At 71.8% G+C, this 20,025-nt stretch carries 21 protein-coding genes; 7 read left to right on the top strand and 14 right to left on the bottom strand.

What is annotated here, in order from left to right:
* The 4 genes from AB0H21_RS26275 to AB0H21_RS26290 all read right to left on the bottom strand — a co-directional run.
* Positions 1-598: hypothetical protein (locus tag AB0H21_RS26275; RefSeq protein ID WP_358521377.1), on the bottom strand; the 598-nt coding region annotated here is incomplete at its 3' end.
* Between the two features lie 77 nt (positions 599-675).
* Positions 676-1,002: a helix-turn-helix transcriptional regulator gene (locus AB0H21_RS26280; RefSeq protein WP_358521380.1), complete on the bottom strand. Its 327-nt coding sequence runs from the start codon at positions 1,000-1,002 to the stop codon at positions 676-678.
* Positions 999-2,069 carry a site-specific integrase gene (locus tag AB0H21_RS26285; RefSeq protein ID WP_358521382.1) on the bottom strand — a complete coding sequence of 357 codons (1,071 nt, stop codon included), beginning with the start codon at positions 2,067-2,069 and terminating at the stop codon, positions 999-1,001. Before AB0H21_RS26285 ends, AB0H21_RS26280 begins: the two co-directional genes overlap by 4 nt.
* Positions 2,070-2,402: 333 nt before the next feature.
* Complete coding sequence (locus tag AB0H21_RS26290; protein WP_358522011.1) at positions 2,403-3,401, bottom strand: helix-turn-helix domain-containing protein; 999 nt, start codon at positions 3,399-3,401, stop codon at positions 2,403-2,405.
* Positions 3,402-3,454: 53 nt separating this feature from the next.
* Here AB0H21_RS26290 and AB0H21_RS26295 point away from each other — a divergent pair, with 53 nt between their 5' ends.
* Together AB0H21_RS26295 and AB0H21_RS26300 are read left to right on the top strand one after the other, a co-directional pair.
* Positions 3,455-4,219, top strand: coding sequence for an NAD(P)H-dependent oxidoreductase (locus AB0H21_RS26295; protein WP_358521384.1), 765 nt, complete (start codon positions 3,455-3,457; stop codon positions 4,217-4,219).
* A gap of 131 nt (positions 4,220-4,350) precedes the next feature.
* Positions 4,351-4,995: a DUF4158 domain-containing protein gene (locus AB0H21_RS26300; protein WP_358521387.1), complete on the top strand. Its 645-nt coding sequence runs from the start codon at positions 4,351-4,353 to the stop codon at positions 4,993-4,995.
* A gap of 10 nt (positions 4,996-5,005) precedes the next feature.
* Here the strand turns inward: AB0H21_RS26300 and AB0H21_RS26305 are convergent, their stop codons facing one another.
* The 6 genes from AB0H21_RS26305 to AB0H21_RS26330 form a co-directional block, all read right to left on the bottom strand.
* Complete coding sequence (locus AB0H21_RS26305) at positions 5,006-6,391, bottom strand: HAMP domain-containing sensor histidine kinase (RefSeq protein WP_358521389.1); 1,386 nt, start codon at positions 6,389-6,391, stop codon at positions 5,006-5,008.
* Between the two features lie 44 nt (positions 6,392-6,435).
* On the bottom strand, positions 6,436-7,119 hold the full coding sequence (locus AB0H21_RS26310; protein WP_358521391.1) for a response regulator transcription factor: 684 nt from the start codon (positions 7,117-7,119) through the stop codon (positions 6,436-6,438).
* A complete protein-coding gene (locus AB0H21_RS26315; protein WP_358521393.1) occupies positions 7,116-7,640 on the bottom strand; it encodes a GerMN domain-containing protein in 525 nt (174 codons plus the stop codon). Before AB0H21_RS26315 ends, AB0H21_RS26310 begins: the two co-directional genes overlap by 4 nt.
* Positions 7,641-7,684: 44 nt before the next feature.
* Positions 7,685-8,875 carry an acyltransferase gene (locus AB0H21_RS26320; RefSeq protein ID WP_358521396.1) on the bottom strand — a complete coding sequence of 397 codons (1,191 nt, stop codon included), beginning with the start codon at positions 8,873-8,875 and terminating at the stop codon, positions 7,685-7,687.
* Positions 8,875-9,639, bottom strand: a complete 765-nt coding sequence (locus AB0H21_RS26325) for an SGNH/GDSL hydrolase family protein (RefSeq protein WP_358521399.1) — start codon at positions 9,637-9,639, stop codon at positions 8,875-8,877. The genes AB0H21_RS26320 and AB0H21_RS26325 overlap by 1 nt, the downstream gene beginning before the upstream one ends.
* Positions 9,640-10,267: 628 nt before the next feature.
* On the bottom strand, positions 10,268-11,353 hold the full coding sequence (locus AB0H21_RS26330; protein WP_358521401.1) for a cation diffusion facilitator family transporter: 1,086 nt from the start codon (positions 11,351-11,353) through the stop codon (positions 10,268-10,270).
* A gap of 250 nt (positions 11,354-11,603) precedes the next feature.
* On the opposite strand from AB0H21_RS26330, the gene AB0H21_RS26335 reads away from it, so the two are divergent.
* Complete coding sequence (locus tag AB0H21_RS26335) at positions 11,604-11,963, top strand: metalloregulator ArsR/SmtB family transcription factor (RefSeq protein WP_358521404.1); 360 nt, start codon at positions 11,604-11,606, stop codon at positions 11,961-11,963.
* A 295-nt stretch (positions 11,964-12,258) separates the two neighbouring features.
* Here the strand turns inward: AB0H21_RS26335 and AB0H21_RS26340 are convergent, their stop codons facing one another.
* Together AB0H21_RS26340 and AB0H21_RS26345 are read right to left on the bottom strand one after the other, a co-directional pair.
* Positions 12,259-13,125, bottom strand: coding sequence for an ABC transporter permease subunit (locus tag AB0H21_RS26340; RefSeq protein WP_358521407.1), 867 nt, complete (start codon positions 13,123-13,125; stop codon positions 12,259-12,261).
* Complete coding sequence (locus AB0H21_RS26345) at positions 13,122-14,036, bottom strand: ATP-binding cassette domain-containing protein (RefSeq protein WP_358521410.1); 915 nt, start codon at positions 14,034-14,036, stop codon at positions 13,122-13,124. Before AB0H21_RS26345 ends, AB0H21_RS26340 begins: the two co-directional genes overlap by 4 nt.
* Positions 14,037-14,203: 167 nt before the next feature.
* On the opposite strand from AB0H21_RS26345, the gene AB0H21_RS26350 reads away from it, so the two are divergent.
* The 3 genes from AB0H21_RS26350 (at position 14,204) to AB0H21_RS26360 (ending at position 17,273) form a co-directional block, all read left to right on the top strand.
* Positions 14,204-15,436, top strand: coding sequence for a sensor histidine kinase (locus tag AB0H21_RS26350; protein WP_358521413.1), 1,233 nt, complete (start codon positions 14,204-14,206; stop codon positions 15,434-15,436).
* Entirely contained in the window at positions 15,433-16,140 is a 708-nt protein-coding gene (locus AB0H21_RS26355) for a response regulator transcription factor (RefSeq protein ID WP_358521415.1), read from the top strand. The genes AB0H21_RS26350 and AB0H21_RS26355 overlap by 4 nt, the downstream gene beginning before the upstream one ends.
* Before the next feature lie 341 nt (positions 16,141-16,481).
* Positions 16,482-17,273 (top strand): TetR/AcrR family transcriptional regulator, encoded by a 792-nt coding sequence (locus AB0H21_RS26360; protein WP_358521417.1) that lies wholly within the window; start codon positions 16,482-16,484, stop codon positions 17,271-17,273.
* Between the two features lie 43 nt (positions 17,274-17,316).
* On the opposite strand, the gene AB0H21_RS26365 is transcribed toward AB0H21_RS26360, so the two are convergent.
* Positions 17,317-18,150, bottom strand: a complete 834-nt coding sequence (locus AB0H21_RS26365; RefSeq protein ID WP_358522014.1) for an ABC transporter permease — start codon at positions 18,148-18,150, stop codon at positions 17,317-17,319.
* Positions 18,151-18,152: 2 nt separating this feature from the next.
* Positions 18,153-19,133 carry an ATP-binding cassette domain-containing protein gene (locus AB0H21_RS26370; protein ID WP_358521419.1) on the bottom strand — a complete coding sequence of 327 codons (981 nt, stop codon included), beginning with the start codon at positions 19,131-19,133 and terminating at the stop codon, positions 18,153-18,155.
* 115 nt (positions 19,134-19,248) lie between these two features.
* Between AB0H21_RS26370 and AB0H21_RS26375 the strand changes: the two genes are divergently transcribed.
* Positions 19,249-20,022 (top strand): TetR/AcrR family transcriptional regulator, encoded by a 774-nt coding sequence (locus AB0H21_RS26375; RefSeq protein WP_358521422.1) that lies wholly within the window; start codon positions 19,249-19,251, stop codon positions 20,020-20,022.
* Positions 20,023-20,025: the final 3 nt, after the last annotated feature.

The raw sequence follows: 20,025 nt of genomic DNA on the forward strand, positions 1-20,025 counted from the left end.
GCTTGGTCCGCATGGCCCACCTGAGGAAGGCGTGGGTGAGGCGTCGGGCGGTGTAGGCGCCCGCATACCAGCCGTCGATGTCGCTCTGGCCGCAGCTGTCGAGGGCGCGGCCGTGCCGGTCCAGCCGGCTCAGGAATGCCATGGCCTGCAGGATCTCGCCTCGGGCCTGCTGGGTTTGCTTCTCGGTGATTGGTTTGTTTTCGGCGAACCGCCGGAGCCGGTGGAGACAGTGCCAGGTGGCGAATCTGGCCACCAGCTGCCGGCGATCAGGTTCGGTGATCTGGTTGAGGGTGTCGCGCAGCCACCGCTGGAACAGCATCAGGTGCCGGTCAGCGGGCGGGAGGACGCCGTGCAGCATCAGAAGGTCGCGCAGGTAGGCGACCGAACGCCAGGGCGACATCTCGTCGAGCGTTTCGTGCGTGAGGGGTGTGGCCGGGTCGGCCAGGGTTCGGAGCATCTGATGAACATGGGGATGACGGATCCACTGGATGCCCGCTCGCGGGTTGCCCATCGCGCGAAATCCGTCGAAGAAGGGCAGCAGCTCGGCCCGGATACTGCCGTCTCCGCTGTTCAGAACGGCTTCCAGATCTTGGGTCAAGGCGCACTGGCCGCAGAGACCACGCCGATATCTGCGCCCTTCCTTCCCGCAGATATCGCAGGTCAGGCCAGGTCTGCTCACTCCTCGGGCCGGAGGCGAGCGCGCTTGGGCCGCCGGGCGTTGAGGTTGACCGGCCCGTCGTCGGTCGCGGTCTTGCCGACGACCGCGTTCTCGGCTTTGGTGGCGATCAGGTCGGCCGGAGTGCAGGTGAAGATGTCGCAGAGCACGGCGAGCACGGGCAGCGAGAGCCGCTCCGGGACGCCGGTGGCCAGCCTGTGAACCTGGGAGACCGACAGGTCAATGCCGCGCTCGACCAGCAGCGGGACCAGGTCGCTGATGGTGAATATGCCGTGGGCTGCCATGACCTCGCGCAGCCGCCATTGGTAGCTGACCTGGCGTCTCATCGTGTCTTCCTCCTGGGCGGTTCGAGAGCGGCAGCCAGGGTCTCATCCAAGGCCCGGCGCAGGGTGCGGGTGCGGAAGTCGGAGGACACGCAGGTGTGGAGAGACGTGGTGCCGGCGTGCTCGTGACCGCACTGGAACTGGACGAACATCGGATCGCGGCCCGCCTCGATGAGGTGGGTGACATAGGAACGGCGCAGCCCGTGGAAGTCCAGCCCAGGATGCAGGCCGAGGGCATCGCGGTAGGCGGCGAAGCGGGAGTTGATCCGCTGCAGCCCGATCCGGCTGCCGCGTTCGGACGGCCACAAAGCTGTCGTGCCGGGGGCCGCCGGCACAGGCCTGAACTCGATGATCCACTCATCCAGGATCTCTGCGGTCCAGGTCCAGACCGTCACCACGCTGCGCCGTTTGGGCGGCGACCCCTTCTTGGCCTTGCCGTAACGGATGTGGAGCAGGCCATAGTCGCCGAACTCGGGTCCGTGCGGATTGCGGCCGATATCGGCGACGTCCAGCATCCGGGTCTCGTTGCGGCGCAGACCATAGCTGTAGGCGACCTTGAACAACGTGGCGTCCCGGAAGGCCGGCAGCCAGCCCTTGCGACCGCGGTCTCGCGCCTTGGTCACCTGCTCGTCGGCATAGTCGAAAAAGCCTTGCAGCTCATCGATGGTGAAGGCCCGCTTGTCGGGTCGGGACTCGACTTCTTGGACGTGGGCTGCGGAGTTGCCCTCGTGCACGATCTGGATCGGGTGCGTGCCGAACCGTTCCTCGCAGACCGTCGCCCAGTCGTAGGCCGGGTCGACCACGTACTGGCAGAACGAGCGCAGCGCATCCTGGTAAGACCGCAAGGTCGAGTGCGCGCAGCCGTGGACCGAGCGCAGGTCACCGAACCACTCGTCGGCGTGCTGGGCCGTCCACTCCCAGGGGAAGGCCTCAGCATGCCGGAGAAAGGTGCGAAGGCGCCCGATCCGCTTGTCGATCGTTGATAACGCCAGGTTCCTGGCCAGCTGCTGATTGCGCCAGCCGTCCACCATCGCCTCGAACACCTGCTCTTGCGGGTGCAGCAACGCCACGCCTTCGGCCAACTGGAGCCGAGCGGCACCCGGGAGGCGATCGTCAGTGCTCACGCTGCCACTCTCCGCTGTTCGCGTTGGATGCGAAATATTCGCATCCAACGCGAAGGCCTGTCTAGCGCCACAGGTCAGCATGTGTGTCTCGTGCGTCTCGCCAGCCTATGGAGGCATCGGCTAGGTAGAGTGCGATCGGCTGGAACTCTCCCTGTCGCAGGCTTTCCTGCTCCCTTGAAAGCATGGCGCATGAGGCGTCGCCAATTCGCATCAGATGCGATATGCGGTGGTTCCGGAATACGGCAGAAACGGGCCGTCATGACCTTGGAATGTGGCGGGTCAGGGGCCGCGGAATGTGGCGCGGTAGGCGCTGGGTGAGACCCCTAGTTCGGCTTGTAGATGCAATCGCATTGAGCCGGCGGTGCCGAAGCCTGCGGTGGCGGCGACCTCGTCGATGGGCAGGTCGGTGCGTTCCAGGAGGGAGCAGGCTCGCTCGATGCGCTGTTGGGTGAGCCACCGTCCCGGCGAGGTGCCGATTTCGTCACGGAAGCGTCGGGTGAATGTTCGCGTGCTTGTCGATTCCTGGGCTGCCAGTTCCCGGAGCGTGACGGGCCGGTGCAGGTTTGCGAGTGCCCATCGGCGTGCCTTGCCGGTCGAGGAGATCCTCGGGTCCGGCATCGGTCGCTGCACGTATTGCGCTTGCCCGCCCTCGCGGTGTGGCGGGACGACGGAGCCGCGCGCCACGTCGTTGGCGACTGCTGCGCCGTAGTCGGTGCGAATCATATGCAGGCACAGGTCAATGCCCGACGCCCCTCCGGCAGAAGTGAGGACACCATCGTCGTCGGTGTAGAGGACATCCAGGTCGAATACGACGTCCGGGAATCGCTCCCGGAACCGGGCGGATGAGCGCCAGTGCGTGGTCGCTCGCCGACCGGCGAGCAGGCCGGCCGCGGCCAGCACGAACGATCCTGTGCAGATCGAGGCGATCCGTGTGCCGGGTTGAATCCGCGCCAGCGCGGCGGTGAGCGCGGGTTCGAGCGGCTCGCTTCGGGGCTCGAAGTCGTCTTCGGAGGCTGGGACGATGACGGTGTCGGCCTCGGCCAGCGCCTCGGGGCCGTGATCGACGGTGACGGTGAAGTCGGCGTCCGTGTGTATTTTCCCGGGCTCGGGTGCGCAGGTCACGACCTCGTAGAGCGCGGCACCGTCGGCCGAGCGCGCCTGGCCGAAGATCCGGTGAACGATGCTGAGCTCGAATGACAGAACCTTGTCACGAATCAGGACCGCCACTCGGTGGCGCGCGTCACCAGCAAAAGCAGCCATGGCCCGATCTTCGCACATGTTGTCCATCAGGCCAGTCGTCGTGGCGGTGCCGCACGGTCACCATCGACGTCATGAATGTTCTTTGGATTCTTGCCCACCCCGAACCCCGCTCTCTCAACGGCTACCTTGCCGCGGAGGGGCAGCGCGCGCTCCGTGCCGAAGGTCACCGCGTTGAGGTGTCGGACCTGTACGCGATGGGCTGGAACCCCGTCGTTGATGCCGCCGGCTACGCCCACCACCCGGCGGAGCGGTTCCAGGTCGCTGCTGCCGCGAAGCGGGCGTATGAGAGCGGCGCGCTGAGCGCCGATATCCGAGCCGAGCAGGAAAAGATCAACCGGGCAGACACCATCGTCATCCAGTTCCCGATGTGGTGGTTCGGAATGCCCGCCATCCTCAAGGGCTGGTTCGACCGGGTCTGGCACCAGGGCTTCGCGTACGGGTTGCGCGGCCCGAACGGCGAGTGGATCGGCTACGGAGACGGGTTCCTTGCGGGCAAGCGTGCGATGGCGGTTGTGACCATGGGTGGGCCGGCGTGGTTCTACGGCGAGCGGGGCATCCACGGAGCCGTCGACGAGCTGCTGTTCGGGTTGCAGCACGGCACCCTGTTCTACGCGGGCGCAGAGGTGCTGCCCCCGGTGCTGATTTCGGGTGCCGACAGGTTCGCGCCCGAGGAAGGCGAGGCAGCGGCCAAGGAGCTGCGCGAGCGCCTGCTCGCGATCCCGACGACCGAGCCGATCGCGTACCGAACGCAGAACGGCGGAGACTACGACCAAAACCTCGTGCTGCGACCGGACGTGGCACCGGGCCTGACCGGACTGGGAGCGCACATCGCCTGACCCCCGGTACAGGACGCCGATACGGCCCTCGAGGAGGCTGCGTACAAGAATTGGCGGCAGGGAGCCGATCTTGGTTTCGGTTCGGATTCGGGCAGGGTTTGACCTGGTCAGGGCGCATACATTCCTGGGTCATGCCCTTCGAATTTCTCTCTGATGAGCAGGTTGCTCGCTACGGCCGGTTCCCTCAGGAGCCGTCGGTGGCGGAGCTGGAGCAGTTCTTCCGGTTGGACCAGGTCGCGCTGGAGCGGGTGGCCATACGGCGGCGTCCGGCGATGAAGTTGGGGTGGGCGGTGCAGTGGGGCACCGTGCGGATGCTCGGGGTGTTCTTGACCGAGAACCCGACGGCGGTGCCGGATGGTGTGGTCGCGTTCGTCGCCGAGCAACTCGACGTCGATGCGGCCTGCTTCGCTGACTACGGCCGACGGCCCCAGACGGTGTATCAGCACGCGTGGGAGATCCGGGAGCTGCTGGGTTACCGGGACTTCTCCGACGCGGAAGCCGAGGTGCGGCGATTCCTCGCGGCCCGGGTGTGGTCCTCGACGGAGGGCCCGAGGGCGTTGTTCGATCGGGCCCGGGTCTTCCCGCTCAAGGAGCGGGTCGGCCTCGGTCACCGCTCACGCCTTCGTGACCATGCGTCGCAGCGCGGCGAGTTCGGCCGGCCCCACGGCGCGGGGCCGACCGAGGCGCTTCGTGCCCGGCAGCATCCGCCCCCCTCGGCCCCGGGCACGCGCGGAACCGCGCGTGCCCGGCAGATCAAGTTCGGCGAATCGGCGTGACGGGCGTTCCTCATGGTGGATTTCGTGGCAGGGTGAGGGTCAGGATGGTTCCGCCTCGGGGAGCGTTGGTCGCGGTGAGAGTGCCGCCATGCAGGCGCGCGTTCTCGGTGGCGATGGCCAGGCCCAGGCCGCTGCCGTCGGTACGGGTACGGGCGGCGTCACCTTTGGTGAAGCGGTCGAAGACGTGGGGCAGCAGGTCGGCGGGGATGCCGGGCCCGTCGTCGGAAACGATGACGGCGATCTGATCGGTATCGGCCCGAACCTGGACGAGCACCGATACCTCCGTGCCGCCGTGCCGCAGCGCGTTGCCGACGAGGTTGGCCAGGATGACATCGACGCGGCGCGGGTCGAGCCGGGCGCGCAGCCCGGGGGGAATATCGGTGCGGACCCGGTCGCGCCAGTGCCGCAGCGCTAGCGTCTTGCCGATGAGCTCGCCCGCATCGACTTCGTCAAGGTTCAGTACGGCGACGCCGGCGTCGAAGCGGGACACCTCGATCAGGTCCTCTACCAGACGGCTGAGCTTGCGTGTCTCGTCGGAGACGAGTTGCAGCGCCTCGGCGGCGAGTGGCGCGAGGCGGCCGGAGGCGGCGTCGGCGTCGAGGACTTCGGTCACGGCGGACATGGCCGCCAGCGGGGTGCGCAACTCGTGGGAGACGTCGGCGGCGAACCGGCGTGCCCGCGCTTCCATGTCACGCAGCGCGGCCGCGTCGGACTGGAGCTTGGCCGCCATGGTGTTGAAGGTACTGCCGAGGTCGGCGAGTTCGTCGTTACCGGTGACGCGTACGCGGGTGTCGAGACTGCCGCCCGCCATCCGCTCGGCGGCCGTCCGCAGCCGCCGTACCGGTCGCAGCAGTCTGCGCGCGGCTAGCAGTGCGGGGACGATGGAGACCAGGGCGACGGGCAGGGCTCCGGCGCGGGCGGCGGCCGCCAGGGTGTCCACATCCTGCTGCTGGGAAGCCAGGGAGAAGGAGGCGTAGATGACGAGGGGCGGGGGGCCGTGTGGGCGGGCGGCGGCGGTGACCGGAAGGGCCACGGCCAGCCAGGGCGCCTGGCCGCGATGGAAGCGCTGGGCCAGTGCGGTGGTCGCGGTGGCCGCTTGAGTGCGCAACCGCGCGGGCAGTGGCGGCTGCGCGCCGGTGGCGATGAGCGGGCCACCGCGATAGGACAGGGCGGTGCGCCAGCGGCGGATGCCTGCCGCGCGGTCCAGTTGCAGCGCCAGCATACGCAGGTCCGTCTCCGTGGGGTCGGCGGGCAGGTCAGGCGTCCGGGAGGCGAGGTGGGCACGCAGGTCCTGCAGGGCGTCGGCCTGGGCGCGCTCCACGATCGCGGTGCGGCCCTGACGGAAGGTGATGGTGGCGACGATCAGCGCGCTGAGCACGGAGACCAGCAGGAACACTAGGACCAGCTGAGCTCGCAGGCCGCGAGCGAGGGACGGTTGGATCACAGCGGCCCGAAGCGGTAGCCGAAGCCGCGTACGGTTTGGATGTAGCGGGGGTTGCGCGGGTCGTCCTCGATTTTGGCCCGCAGCCGCATCACGCACGCGTCGACCAGCCGGTAGTCGCCGTGGAAGGTGTGCTCCCACACCTGTTCCAGGAGTTGCTGGCGGCTGAAGGTCTGTTCGGGCGCGGCCGACAGGAACAGCAGCAGCTTCAGCTCCGTCGGCGCCAGCGCAAGTTGCGTGCCGTGCTTGAGCGCGCGCAGGGCGACGCGGTCGATGAGCAGGTCGCCGTGGGTGATGCGTGTCTGGTCGGAGGAGGCGGGCGGCGGGGTACGGCGCAGCACCGCGCGCATGCGTGCCTCGATGACCTCGCTGCTGGCAGGCTTGATCACGTAGTCGTCGGCGCCGGCCTCCAGACCGACCACGATGTCCACGTCATCGTCGCGCGCGGAAAGGATCACGATGGGCACCTGGCTGAAGGCGCGGATGCGGCGGCAGGTCTCCAGGCCGCTCATGCCGGGCAGCATCAGGTCGAGCAGCACGACCTCGGGGGCGCTCGCGACGAGTTCGGCCAGCCCGTCTTCACCGGTCGCGACCAGCACGGTTTCGTGGCCCCTGTGGCGCAGGCCGACGCTCACGCCCCGGCGCACGGCCGGATCGTCTTCTATCACGAGCACGCGGGTCATGAGGAGGCTCCTTGGTCGGCTGGGACGGCCGATCCGTTCTCGTCGCATCTGACCGGCCAGGGCCGGTCCATGGCGGGCTCGACCACTTCGACGACGGGGTCGTCGACGACGTCCGCGGCGGCGGCCGTGCACACGAGCTGGCTCACCGCCACCGGCCGCAGGTTGGCTACCAGCCAGGGCAGACGTAGTTCCACCCGGCCCCTGTTCGTCGTGGCCCGGACCGGCTGGGTTGACGAGGGAAGCTGTGTGATCAGACCTCGGGCCCGCTCCTCCGCCGTGGGGCCGGCGAGCAACGCGTTCATGGCCCGTTGCAGCCGGTTTCCGGCCGGGTCCGGCCGCGAGACCGGCCAGATACCCTCTTGCGTGACGAAGTACACCCGCAGTAGCCGGTTGCTGTTCTCGGTCAGGCCGCCCTGGACTGGCTGACCGGCGGGCAGCGCATCGGTGTCGGTGATCCCGCAGCCCGCCAGCGCCGCCGCCGCGACCAGGACGGTCGCCACGCGGCACAGCACCCCCGGCATGTGTTGTTCCTCCTCTTCGACGCGATGTCACCGGTGTGACCTGGCTAGAGCCGGCCGAGCCTGCTCACATCGACCGTCCCGGCACCGGGCTGCGGCCGCGGTATCGCCGCCCACAGTCCCGCCGCCATCACTCCCGCGACGGCCAGCGCCACCCATCCACGGCGTCCGGTGGCCCATCGGGCGCGCAGTCGTACCGGGTCCTCGACGGCGACCTTCGACACTACCGCAGCCAGCAGCGACAGGCCGATCGCGGTGAGCGTCCAGCCCCAGCCGGCGAGCCCGGCCACCGGCCGTGGCAGCAGCAGATAGACCGGCCAGTGCCACAGGTACAGGCTGTAGGACAGCTCGCCCAGTCGGCGCGGTACGGCGCTGCCCACTGCCCGGCCCGCCAGACCGTCCGGCGCGTGGGCGAGGAGCGCGATCAGCGCGGCGCCGGCCAGGGCGTGCGCGAACATCCCGCCCTGGAACAGGCCGGAGGTCGTTTCCCCGCTGGTCAGCGCCCATGACGCGAGCAGCCCGCCCAGGAGCGGGACGCAGATCGCGTCCACGGCCGTGCGTGACAGGCCGGCCACGGCGTGGCGGACGGGCGCGGTGGCCGCGGCCGCGCCGAGGAGCAGGGAGCAGGCCCGGGTGTCGGTGCCCTCGTAGGCGCGGGTGGTGTCCACGGCCGCCCCGAGCCTGATCATGAGCAGGAGTGAGATGAACGCGCCGGCGACCGCGACGAGCGCGACCCGCCGCTGCCCGCCGTTCCCCTTCCCGGCCAGCGCCACCACCAGGGGCCAGGCCAGGTAGAACTGCCACTCGACGCTGATGCTCCACAGGTGGGCGAACAGACGGGTGCCGGAGGCGTTCCAGTATCCGATCTGCTCGCCGATGAAATGCCAGTTCAGGCTCTGGGCGGCCGCCCATGGCGCGTCCCGCAGGGCGGACCCTAGCATGTCCGGCCGGGCGAATGCCCAGGCCAGCAGCAACGTTGCCGCGACCATGACGGCCAGCGCGGGCAGGAGTCTACGGGCCCTGCGAGCCCAGAAGGCCACCAGGTTGATACGGCCGCGCCCGGCGAGCTCCTCCAGCAGCAGACCGCTGATCAGGAAGCCGGACAGGACGAAGAACAGGTCGACGCCCAGGAACCCGCCGCGCAGGTGCCCGGCGTGGAACAGCAGGACCGCGGCGACGGCAAGCCCGCGCAGCCCATCGAGCGCGCCGATATGCGCGCGGCGGGAGGTTGAAGCCATCAGCCGCAGCCGAGTTTGACGAAGCGCTCGTCGCCGGTCCATGGCCCGGTGGCCCAGGTGCCGGGGGCGGCCGCAGTGAAGCCGGCCAGCTTGCCGAGCTGCCTGGCGAACCAGGTGGCGAAGGCCGCCGACCCTTGTTGACAGGAGTGGATCCCGTCCTTGGCACGCTGGGCCTCGTCGGCGGCGTAGTCGTCCCCCCACAGCTCAGAGGCATCCAGGTAGCGAGCGTCAGCGACCTTGGCGGCCATCGCGGGCGCGCTCTTGATCGCGTCCGCGTGGGGCTTGTAGAAGTCGTCGATCTTGAACGGCGGGGCGGACACCAGGACGAGCCGGGCACCGGCGTCCTTCGCCGTCTGGGAGAGCTTCTGGTAGGCCGCCAGCTGCTGGCGGGGCGTGCCCCAGTCGTAGGTGGTGATCTGGTACGCGATCACCGTTGGCCGGAAGGAGGTGAGGTCCTCCTTCAGCCTCTTCCAGGTGTCCTCGGCCGCCACGGCCGTCACCGGGTGATCACCGGCGACGACGTTGCCGCCGCCGTCAGAGGTGGCGTTCTTGAACTGCACACCGCTGGCCTTCAGCGCGGCCTCCACGGCCGGGGCCTCCGCGCCCGCGATGGAGTCGCCCATCCACAACACCCTGACGCCGGCCGCCGCCTGACTGGCGTGCTGGGCCGTCGCGTCCGCCGCGGCCGGTCCGTCGCCGGGGGCTGCGGTGAGTGCGCCGCAGGCCGCCAGCGTGGCCCCGACCGCGACGGCCACGGCCGCCATCACTCCGGCACGACGGCGGCCAGCGGATCCTTGGGGGGACGGGGAGTCAGGAGAGGAGGGGGTCGTCGGTTGCATGGTCCGTAGGCAATCAGACGAATTCGGTGGTCAACCGCGTTGTCATCGTTTCATCACACAATGAGGGATCAGCCATCACAGAGCTTCGCTGCCCTTGCCTCCGCCGCGGTACGGCCCGCTGTCGGCGCAGGCGCGCGAGACGATGGGGTTCCGGCTGGCGACGTTGGAGACCGAGGAACAGCAGACCGGGTGTCCCGCCACGGAAGCGCCCCGGTCGAGCGGGGATTGCCGGGCGCGAGGGACGTCCGCCCCGCACCCGGTCGGCAGCGCCGACGGACGGAGCCAAGGATTGAGCGCGGCCACCGCTCGCTCAGGCTGGTAGTACCGAGGCAGTGCACCTGACATGGCTGACATGCCTGAAGTGCCCTCGCGCCGCCCGGCGCTGCAGTACGGAGGAGAGGGCGTTGCAGGCCGCCGCGCACACGGCCAGGATCACCGTGAGCACCGAGCTCACCCGGTCTCCCGGCCCGAGGCCGCCTGCTGTTCGTCGGTGAAGGTCATAGGGTTTCGCACATGCTCCGGCTCCCGCGACGGGCTGACGCACCGGTCGCGCTCAGGGGCGCGTGGTCGCACGGCGCCGCGCCGAGCGGCGGGTCTCGTCGAGCGGCCCGGAGCTCCCGGGGCGGCGGGGGTTCGGGACGCGGTGGTCGAGGAGGGCGGCGTGGTGGTCGGCGGCATGAGGGCCGCCGGGGTCGGCGTGGACGGTGGCCGCGCGCAGGCGGGGCACGCGGTGGATGAGCCGGTGCTCGGCCTCCACGGCCACGGCGTGCGCCTCGACCAGCGACACGCGGTGGTCCACGGTGATCTCGACCTCGGCGTGCAGGGCGTGGCCGATCCAGCGCATGCGGACGGACCCGACGCTCCGGACGCCCGGGGTGGCGGCGAGGACCTGCTCGGCCGTGTCGAGCAGGGCGGGGTCCACGGCGTCCATCAGCCGGTGGTAGATCTGCCGCGCGGCGTCCCGGAGCACCACGCATATCGCGACGGTGATCAGCAGGCCCACCAGCGGGTCGGCCGCGCGGAACCCGAGCGCGGAACCGCCCGCGCCCATCAGCACCGCCAAGGACGTCAGGCCGTCGGCGCGCGCGTGCAGGCCGTCGGCGACCAGCGCCGCCGAGCCGATCTCGCGGCCCACCCGGATGCGGTAGCGGGCCACCCACTCGTTGCCGAGGAACCCGGCCACGCCCGCGACGGCGACCCAGCCGAGCGCGTGGACGTCCTCGGGCGCGAGCAGCCGCCGCACTGCCTCGTAACCGGCCATCACGGCCGAGGCGGTGATCACGGCGACGATCGCCAGGCCCGCCAGGTCCTCGGCCCTGCCGTACCCGTAGGTGAAGCGGCGGGTCGCCGCGCGCCGTCCCAACGAGAAGGCGATGGCCAGCGGGACGGAGGTCAGCGCGTCGGCGAAGTTGTGCAGGGTGTCGCCGAGCAGCGCCACCGAGCCGGAGTAGGCCACGATCACCGCCTGGACCAGGGCGGTCGCGACCAGGACGGCGAACGACAGGACTAGGACGCGCATGCCGCGGCGGCTCGACTCCATAGCGGCGTCGGTCCTGGCGGCGCTGTCGTGACTGTGCGGCGCGAAGACGTGCAGCACGGCGTGCAGGGCCGTCGCCGCCTTCGTCCTCAGCCCGCGCACCCCTTTCGCAGCTTCTCCCTCGCCGCGTCCATGCCCGTGTGCATGCCCGTGTCCGTGTCCGTGCTCGTGCCCATGACCGTGTTCATGGCCGTGGCCGTGCTCATGTCCGTCTCCGGGCCCGGCCGCGTGATCGTGGATCGGGGGCGGAGGGCCGTCGGTGGGCGGAGAGCCGTGCCTGAGCCGGTCGGACATGGTCACCCCTTCCGCGGCCGTTTGCGGGGATCGGCCTTCGCGCGCATTATATGTAGCCATGTACGCACGCGACAACGAATCAGGTGCGCATCTGTTGCAGGAGCAACCCAGTGCCGCCCAGGTCGAGACCGCCGTCGACGCTTTCCGCATGCTCGGCGACGCCACCCGGCTGCGGCTGATGTGGCTGCTCGCCTCGGGCGAGTACGACGTGACCTCGCTGGCCGAGGCCATCGGCACCGCCAGGCCCTCGGTCTCCCAGCACCTCGCCAAGCTCCGGCTGGCCGGGCTGGTCGAGACCCGCAGGCAGGGCCGCCGCGTCCTGTACCGCGCCCGCGACGCGCACGTCCGCCGTCTGATCGCCGAAGCCCTCTTCCACGCCGACCACGAGGTGTCGGGAATCCCCCGCCACGACACCTGACCGGCCTCCACACCAGGGAGACCCTGACCGGCGGTGGCTCGGGGCTCTGCGGCAGCGGATGCCCATCGACCGGGCCGGCGTCGCCACTCGACATCGCGGGGAGAGGTCTCCCCTGGTCAGCGGGCGCGGAGCATCAGACGGGACGGGACGCGCAGGTTCACCGAGGGCTCCCAGGCGACCTCGGGCTCGTCCAGCTCGTGGCCCGGCAGCAGCGCCGCGAGGACGCCGCACGCCGGCGCCAGGCCGAGGTCCGCGCCGTACTGGTCAGGGGTCGGGTCCTCGCCGGGCCGGAGGGTCAGGGGTCCGAGCGCGAGAACCGGAGCGCCGCCGCGCCCACGAACACGACGACATAGGCCGCGAGCACGGCCAGCGCGGCGAGCGGAGGGAGCCCGGCGCTTCGCGCGAAGGGGCCCTGCAGGATGTCCTGGGGTGGGGTCCATCCGGCGAGCTGGTCCGGCAGGTTGGTCGGCATGAACATGGCCACCCGCCGGTCCCAGGGGTGCGGCAGCACGTTGAGGGCGAGGGTCGGCAGGACGAACGTCAGGCCCACGACCGCCACGATCGCCGCCGCGGTGGACCGCGTCAGCGTGGCCAGGCCGAAGGCGACCAAGGCCATCACCATCACCGACAGTCCCATGCACGCCAGGAGGGGCGTCTTCTCGGCCAGGGACACCGGGTGCCCGGGGAACGGCCGGTCCCCGACGACCCACGCCTCGACGGCGACGACGGCGAACAGCACCGCCGTGCCCGCGGCGAGCGTGACGGCCGCAAGGGCGACGGCCTTGCCGGCGAGCAGCCGTCCCCGCCGGGGAACGGCGACGAGGCTGGTCCTGATCATGCCGGTGGAGTACTCCCCCGTGATCGCGATCACGCCGAGCACCCCGATCACGAGCTGGACGAACGGCAGGAAGTACTCCTCGACCGCGATGCCCTTCCACCGGGCGCGGGTCGCCGCCGGGAGTCCGTCCCACGCGCTCACCGCCTGCCAGGTGAGCAGGGCGGTCAGCACCACGATCAGCGCGGCGGCGCCGAGGACGTAGTACGTCGAGCGCACCGACCGCAGCTTGAGCCACTCCGACGCGATGACGTCGGCCACCGCGCGTCCCGCGCGCTCCCTGGCCGGGGCCACGTCCATGGCGTCCACCGGTCCCGCTCCGCTCATCGTCCGCCTCCCGTGCCCGGCCGGTACTCCGTCGCGCCGGAGGTCAGCGCCAGGTACGCCTCCTCCAGGGACGCGCCGCGCGGGGTGACCTCGTGCAGCGAGATCCCGTGCCGGGCGGCCAGGTCGCCGATCCCGGCGACCTCCATGCCGCTCACCGACAGCCCGCCGCCGGGGTCGCCGGTCACCTCGGCCCCGGCCTCGGTGAGCACGGCGGCCAGGTCGCCGGCGCGGGGAGAGCGCACCAGCACGCCGCGCCCGTACCGCTCGGCCAGCTCGCGCACGGTGGTGTCGGCGATGAGGCGGCCGCGGCCGATGACGACGAGCCGGTCGGCGGTGAGCTCCATCTCGCTCATGAGGTGGCTGGACAGCAGCACGGTGCGCCCACCGGCGGCGAGGTCGCGCATGAGCCCGCGGATCCACCGGACGCCGTCGGCGTCGAGGCCGTTGACCGGCTCGTCGAACATCAGCACGGCGGGGTCGCCGAGCAGGGCGGCGGCGATGCCGAGGCGCTGGCGCATGCCAAGGGAGAAGCGCCCGACCCGCTGCCGGGCGACCCCGGCGAGGCCGACCTGCTCCAGCACCTCCGGCACCCGTTCGCGGGCGATGCCGTTGGCGCGGGCGAGCCCGCCGAGGTGGTCGAGGGCCCGGCGTCCGCCGTGCACCGCGGCGGCGTCGAGCAGGGCGCCGACGTGGCGCATCGGCCGGTGCAGGGATGCGTACGGCCGCCCGCCGATCAGCGCGCGGCCGGAGGTCGGGGCGCTCAGGCCGAGCAGGGCCCGCATGGTGGTGGTCTTTCCCGCGCCGTTCGGTCCGAGGAATCCGGTGACCCGTCCGGGCCCGACCTCGAACGACAGCCGGTCGACGGCGAGGGTTCCGCCGTAGCGTTTGGTCAGCTCTCTGACTTCGATCACGCCGCAACGGTGCCGCAGGCGCCCGCGCGTCCGCATCGGACCGGGGCCCCGATCCGCGCGTACCACCCAGGGCGGACGGCGAGCGGGACATCCGCCGCGTATGGGCCCGGAGGATGACGTTCCCGGGGAGGAGGCGCCGGGCGGGCCCGCACGGGTACGGTCGTCGGGTGCACGATGCGTACGATCCGCCGCGGACCCGGTGGCCGATCTCCGTCACGCGCCGCCCGTCGTTCTCCCCCGGCCGGCACCGGCTGGTGGTCCTGGACGGGCTCGTGGCCGCAGGGTACGTCGCGCTGTTCTCGGCCTCGACGTTCGCGCGGGTGCCGGACGGCGAGGCGGGGACGGCCGTGGCGTGGGGGCTGCTGCTCGCCGGCATGGGCCTGCCGCTGGCGGTGCGGCGGCTGTGGCCGGTGCCGGTCTTCGGCACGGTGCTGGTGCTCAGCGTGGTGTCGGCCATGCTGGACGCGGTGCGCGACCCGTTCGCCGGCGCGGCCTTCGCCCTCTACGCGGTCGCGCTCACGACGCCGAGGGTCCGCTGGGTGCCGACGCGGACGATCGGCCTGGTCAGCGCGATGATGGTCGTCGGGTCGACCATCGCGGGGCCCGCGGCGGGCTTCATGCGCGGCTTCCCGTACCCGGTGCTGCTGTTCGGCGCGACGCTCATGGGCGGCTCGTGGACCATCGGCCGGGCCGTGCGCGAGCGCCGCACCTACGTCGCGCGCACCGCCGAGGACGCCGCGCGGCGGGCGGTCACCGAGGAGCGGCTGCGCATCGCCCGCGAGCTGCACGACGTCGTCGCCCACAGCATGACCTTGATCACGGTGAAGGCGGGCATCGCCGACCACGTCGCCGGGGAGCACCCCCAGGAGGCCCGCGCGGCGCTGCGCGAGATCGAGTCCGTGAGCCGCGGCGCGCTCACCGAGATGCGGCACATGCTGGGCGTCCTGCGCGCGGAGGCCGTCACGGACCGGGACCGGGACGACCTGCACCCCGCGCCCGGCCTGGCGCGGCTGCCGGAGCTGGCCGAGCGGGCGGCGGCGGCCGGGGTTCGCGTCGAGCTCGACGTCCGGGATGTGGAAGGGCTGCCGGAAGGCGTGGAGCTGTCGGCGTACCGGATCGTCCAGGAGGCGCTGACCAACGTGGTACGGCACGCCGCCCCGGCGCGGTGCCGCGTCGTCGTCCGCGGTTCGGAGGGCGCGGTGCGCATCGAGGTGACCGACGACGGGCCGGGCACGCGGGTGCTGCCGGTCCCCGACCTGGCCCCGCCCGGCCACGGCCTGGTCGGGATGCGGGAGCGCGTGGCGATGTACGGCGGGGAGTTCGGCGCGGGGCCCCGCCCGGAGGGCGGCTTCGCCGTGGCGGCCAGCCTGCCGTACGAGCCGCGAGGACGGGCGCTGTGAGCGGCGGCGCCGGGTACGGGGAGGGCGCCGGCGACCCGGTCCGCGTGGTGGTCGCCGACGACCAGGCCCTGCTGCGCGGCAGCTTCCGGCTCCTGATCGACACCGCCCCGGGGCTGACGGTGGTCGGCGAGGCGGGGACGGGCGCGGAGGCCGTCGAGGTGGCCCGCCGGGAGCGGCCGGACGTCGTGCTCATGGACGTGCGGATGCCGGAGATGGACGGCATCGAGGCGACCCGCCGCATCTGCGGCTCCCCCGAGACGGCCGGGGTCCGGGTGCTGATCCTCACCACCTTCGACCTCGACGCCTACGTCTACGCGGCGCTGCGGGCGGGCGCCGCCGGTTTCCTGCTCAAGGACACCCGTCCGGCCGACCTGCTGGCCGCCATCGGGATCGTCGCGTCCGGCGAGGCGCTGCTCGCGCCGACCGTGACCCGGCGGCTGATCGCCGAGTTCACGCGCCGCCCCGAGCCGGACCGCGCGCTGCCGCGCGAGCTGGACGGCGTCACCGGACGCGAGCGCGAGGTGCTGCTCCACATCGCGTGCGGGCTGTCCAACGGGGAGATCGCCGAGCGTCTGCACCTCAGCCTGGCCACGGTGAAGAGCCACGTCGGCCGGCTGCTGGCCAAGCTGAACGCCCGCGACCGCGCCCAGCTCGTCGTCGTGGCGTACGAGAGCGGGCTGGTGACGGCCCCGCCCCGCCCCTGAGCCTGCGCGTTCGCCACGGGGACGCCGCCCGCCGTACCCTCACGGGTACCGGCGGCCCGTGTGCGCGCCCACCTGCTGGAGATGTCGGGGGACCACCCGGCGGCCCGCGACGCCTACCGCGAGGCGGCCGCCCGGACGACCGGCCTCCCCCAGCAGCGCTACCTCCACGCAATCGCCTCACCTGAAGGTGACGAAACCGGGACTCCGCGGCCCGTCCGGGAGGTCGCGGATCCAGGGAGATCCTGCACGTGGCGGGATGATGAGCCCGCCGGAACTGACCGAACGCGCGCGAATGCACTCCGTACAACGTCCGGAGTTATTGCAGGTGAGAAGATATGCGCGTGCCACCCACGATCCACCGGAGTGGAGCCGGTGACCCGGCTCGCACCCTGGAATTGCTCTGGAGGGAGCCGGGCGCCCGTCCCTCGCAGCGCGGGCCCCGCCAGGGCCTGACCCTCGACGAGGTGGTCGCGGCCGCCATCGCCCTCGCCGACTCCGAGGGGCTGGAGGCCCTGACCATGCGCCGCGTCGCCCAGGCGCTCGGCGTCGGGGCGATGTCCCTCTACACCTACGTCCCCGGCAAGGCCGAGTTGCTCGACCTCATGGTCGACACCGTCCTCGGGCGCGTGGCGCGCCCGGAGTTGTCCCATCTCCCCTGGCGTGCCCGGCTGGAGACGGTGGCGCGTCACAACCGGGACCTGTACGAACGACATCCGTGGATGCTCGCCGTGTCCACCGGCCGCCCGCCGCTCGGGCCTGGGGTGCTGGCCAAGTACGAGCACGAGCTGCGCGCGTTCGAGGGCCTCGGCCTGGACGACGTCGAAATGGACGACGCCCTGACCTACCTGCTGGGCTTCGTCCATACCTCGGCCCGCGCCGCGGCCGACCTGCGCGCCGCCCAGCGCGAGAGCGTGCTCACCGACGAGCAGTGGTGGGAGGTCAGCGGGCCGCTGCTGGCCCGCGTGTTCGACGGCGCCCGCTACCCCACCGCCACCCGAGTGGGCGCGGCGGCGGGCGCGACGCACAACGCCCCCGCCAGCCCCGACCACGGCTACGAGTTCGGACTGCTCCGCGTCCTTGACGGGCTCGGCGTCCTCATCGACCAGCGCGCCTCCGAGCGCGAGGGCCGTTAGGTCGATCACGCCGTAGGTGAGCGGGCGCGTACCACTGCCCCGGTCAGCGGCTAAGGCGCTGGTAGCGCCGCACCGACAGCGGGAAGAAGATCACCAGGATGAGCAGCGGCCAGACGAGCGCCATCAGCGACGCGTGCTGCGCGGCCCAGGAGTCGCCGCCCCAGCCCGGGTTGCCGAACAGGTGGCGGGTCGCCGCGACCGTGGCCGACAGGGGGTTCCACTCGGCGATCGCGCCCAGCCAGCCGGGCATGGTGGCGGGCGAGGCGAAGGTGTTGGACAGGAAGCCGAGCGGCCACACCAGGATCTGCACCGCCATCACCGCCTCGGGGCTCCTGATGACCAGCCCGAGGTAGATGCCGATCCACAGCAGGGCGAAGCGCAGCAGCAACAGCAGGCCGACGGCAGCCAGCGCCGCGCCCGGCCCGTCGTGCCAGCGCCAGCCGATCGCCAGCCCGCAGGCGATCATGACGGCCAGCCCGGCGACGGAGTTCAGCATGTCGGCGGCGCTGCGCCCGGCCACCACCGCCGAGGGGGCCATGGGCAGCGACCGGAACCGGTCGGTGACGCCTCTGCTCACGTCGGTGCTGACGGCCGTGAACGTGGCCTCGATGCCGAAGACCATGGTCATGGCGAACATGCCGGGCATGAGGAACTCGCGGTAGTCCCCGCCGCCGGGGATCACCATGCCGCCGCCGAACAGGTAGGCGAACATCAGCACCATCATCACCGGGAACAGCAGCCCGACGACGAGCTGGGCGGGCTGACGGGCCCAGTGGGACAGGTCGCGGTGGGTGATCACCCAGGCGTCGGACAGGGCCCACCGCAGCCGGCCCGGCCCGCCGCGCGGGGCGAGATCGGCCGCCGCCGAGGAGGCGATCGTCACGCGGCCACCTCCTGCCGCCCGGCGCGCTCCTCGGCGGGGTGCCCGGTCAGCCGCAGGAACACCTCGTCGAGGGACGGGCGGCGCAGCGTGATGTCCTCGGCCACGATGCCCGCCTCGTCCAGGGCCCGCACGACCTCGGTCAGGGCGGCCACCCGCTCGCGGACCGGCGCGCCGACCCGGCGCGTGTCCGGGTCGGACTCCGGCTCGCCGCCGGTGACCCGCCCGACGATCGCCATCGCGGCGGGGATCTCGTCGTCGGCGCGCAGCACGACGTCGAGGCGGTCGCCGCCGATCGCGCTCTTCAGCTCGCCGGGAGTGCCCTCGGCGATCACGCGCCCGGAGTCGACCACGCAGATCTTGGCGGCGAGCCGGTCGGCCTCCTCCAGGTACTGCGTGGTGAGCAGCACCGTGGTGCCGGCGGCGACGAGCGAGCCGACCGCCTCCCAGACCTCGTTGCGCCCGCGCGGGTCCAGCCCGGTGGTCGGCTCGTCCAGGAACAGCACGGAGGGGGCGAGGATCAGCCCGGCCGCGAGGTCCAGCCTGCGGCGCATGCCGCCGGAGTACTGCTTGACGGGCTTGGCGCCGGTGTCTGCCAGCCCGAACCGCTCCAGCAACTCGTCGGCCCGGCGGCGGGCCCGCGCCAGGCCCAGGTGGTAGAGCCGGCCGAACATGACGAGGTTCTGCCGGCCGCTCAGCACCTCGTCCAGCGCGGCGTGCTGGCCCACTAGCCCGACGCGGTGGCGCGCCTTCGCGGCCTGGCGCACGACGTCGACCCCGGCGACCTCTGCCCGGCCGGCGTCGGGCCGCAGCAGCGTGGTCAGCACCCGGACGGCCGTCGTCTTGCCGGCGCCGTTGGGTCCGAGCAGCCCGCAGACGATGCCCTCGGGCACGGCGAGGTCGAACCCCGCCAGGGCCTCCGTGTCGCCGTACCGCTTGCGCAGCCCCTCGGCGACGATCGCGTGTCGCGTGGAATCCACTGGCGTCCTCCTCGGTTCGATGTCTCCGTACGTCGTACCGTACAGCCTACGGGAATGCGTACGGTACATCCTGCGGGAGGGCGGCGAGCGGCACGGGGATAGGATTCGAGCCACGATGACCACCGAGTACACCGGCGCGGGCGACCCCGCGCGCAGCCTGGCCCTGCTGTGGCGCACCCGCGAGAAGTCCGGCAGGAAGGGACGGCCGGATCTCGGCGTCGACCGCATCGTCGGCGCGGCGATCGAGCTCGCCGACGCCGACGGCCTGGCCGCCCTGACCATGCGCCGCGTCGCCGAACGGCTCGGGGTCGGCACCATGTCGCTGTACACCTACGTGCCTGGCAAGGCCGAGCTCCTCGACCTCATGCTGGACACGGTGATCGGCGAGGTCGCCCGGCCCATCGGAGTCGAGGGCGGCTGGCGCGCCAGGCTGGAGCTGATCGCGCGCGAGAAGTGGGCCCTCTACCAGCGACACCCCTGGCTCCTGTACGTCGCCACCTCCCGGCCGCCGCTCGGCCCCAACGTGACCGCCGCCTACGAGTACGATCTGTCCGCCGTGGACGGCGTCGGCCTGACCGACCTGGAGATGGACTCGGTCGTCACCCTCATCGGCGGGTACGTCCACGGCGCCGCGCGCGGCGCGGTCGAGGCGGCCCAGGTCGAGCAGCGCACCGGCATCTCCGACGAGCAGTGGTGGTACGCCCACGCGCCCTACCTGGGCACGGTCATGGACGCCGGTCGTTATCCGCTGTCCGCGCGCGTGGGCGCGGCCGCCGGCGAGGCGTACGGCGCCGCGTCCGACCCGGCCCACGCCTTCGAGTTCGGCCTCCAGCGCGTACTCGACGGCATCGCGCACCTGATCGACCAGCGCGGCGCGCCGGAGTCGTAGCGG

Source organism: Sphaerisporangium sp. NPDC051011, from assembly GCF_040653595.1.
Taxonomy (GTDB): Bacteria; Actinomycetota; Actinomycetes; order Streptosporangiales; family Streptosporangiaceae; genus Sphaerisporangium.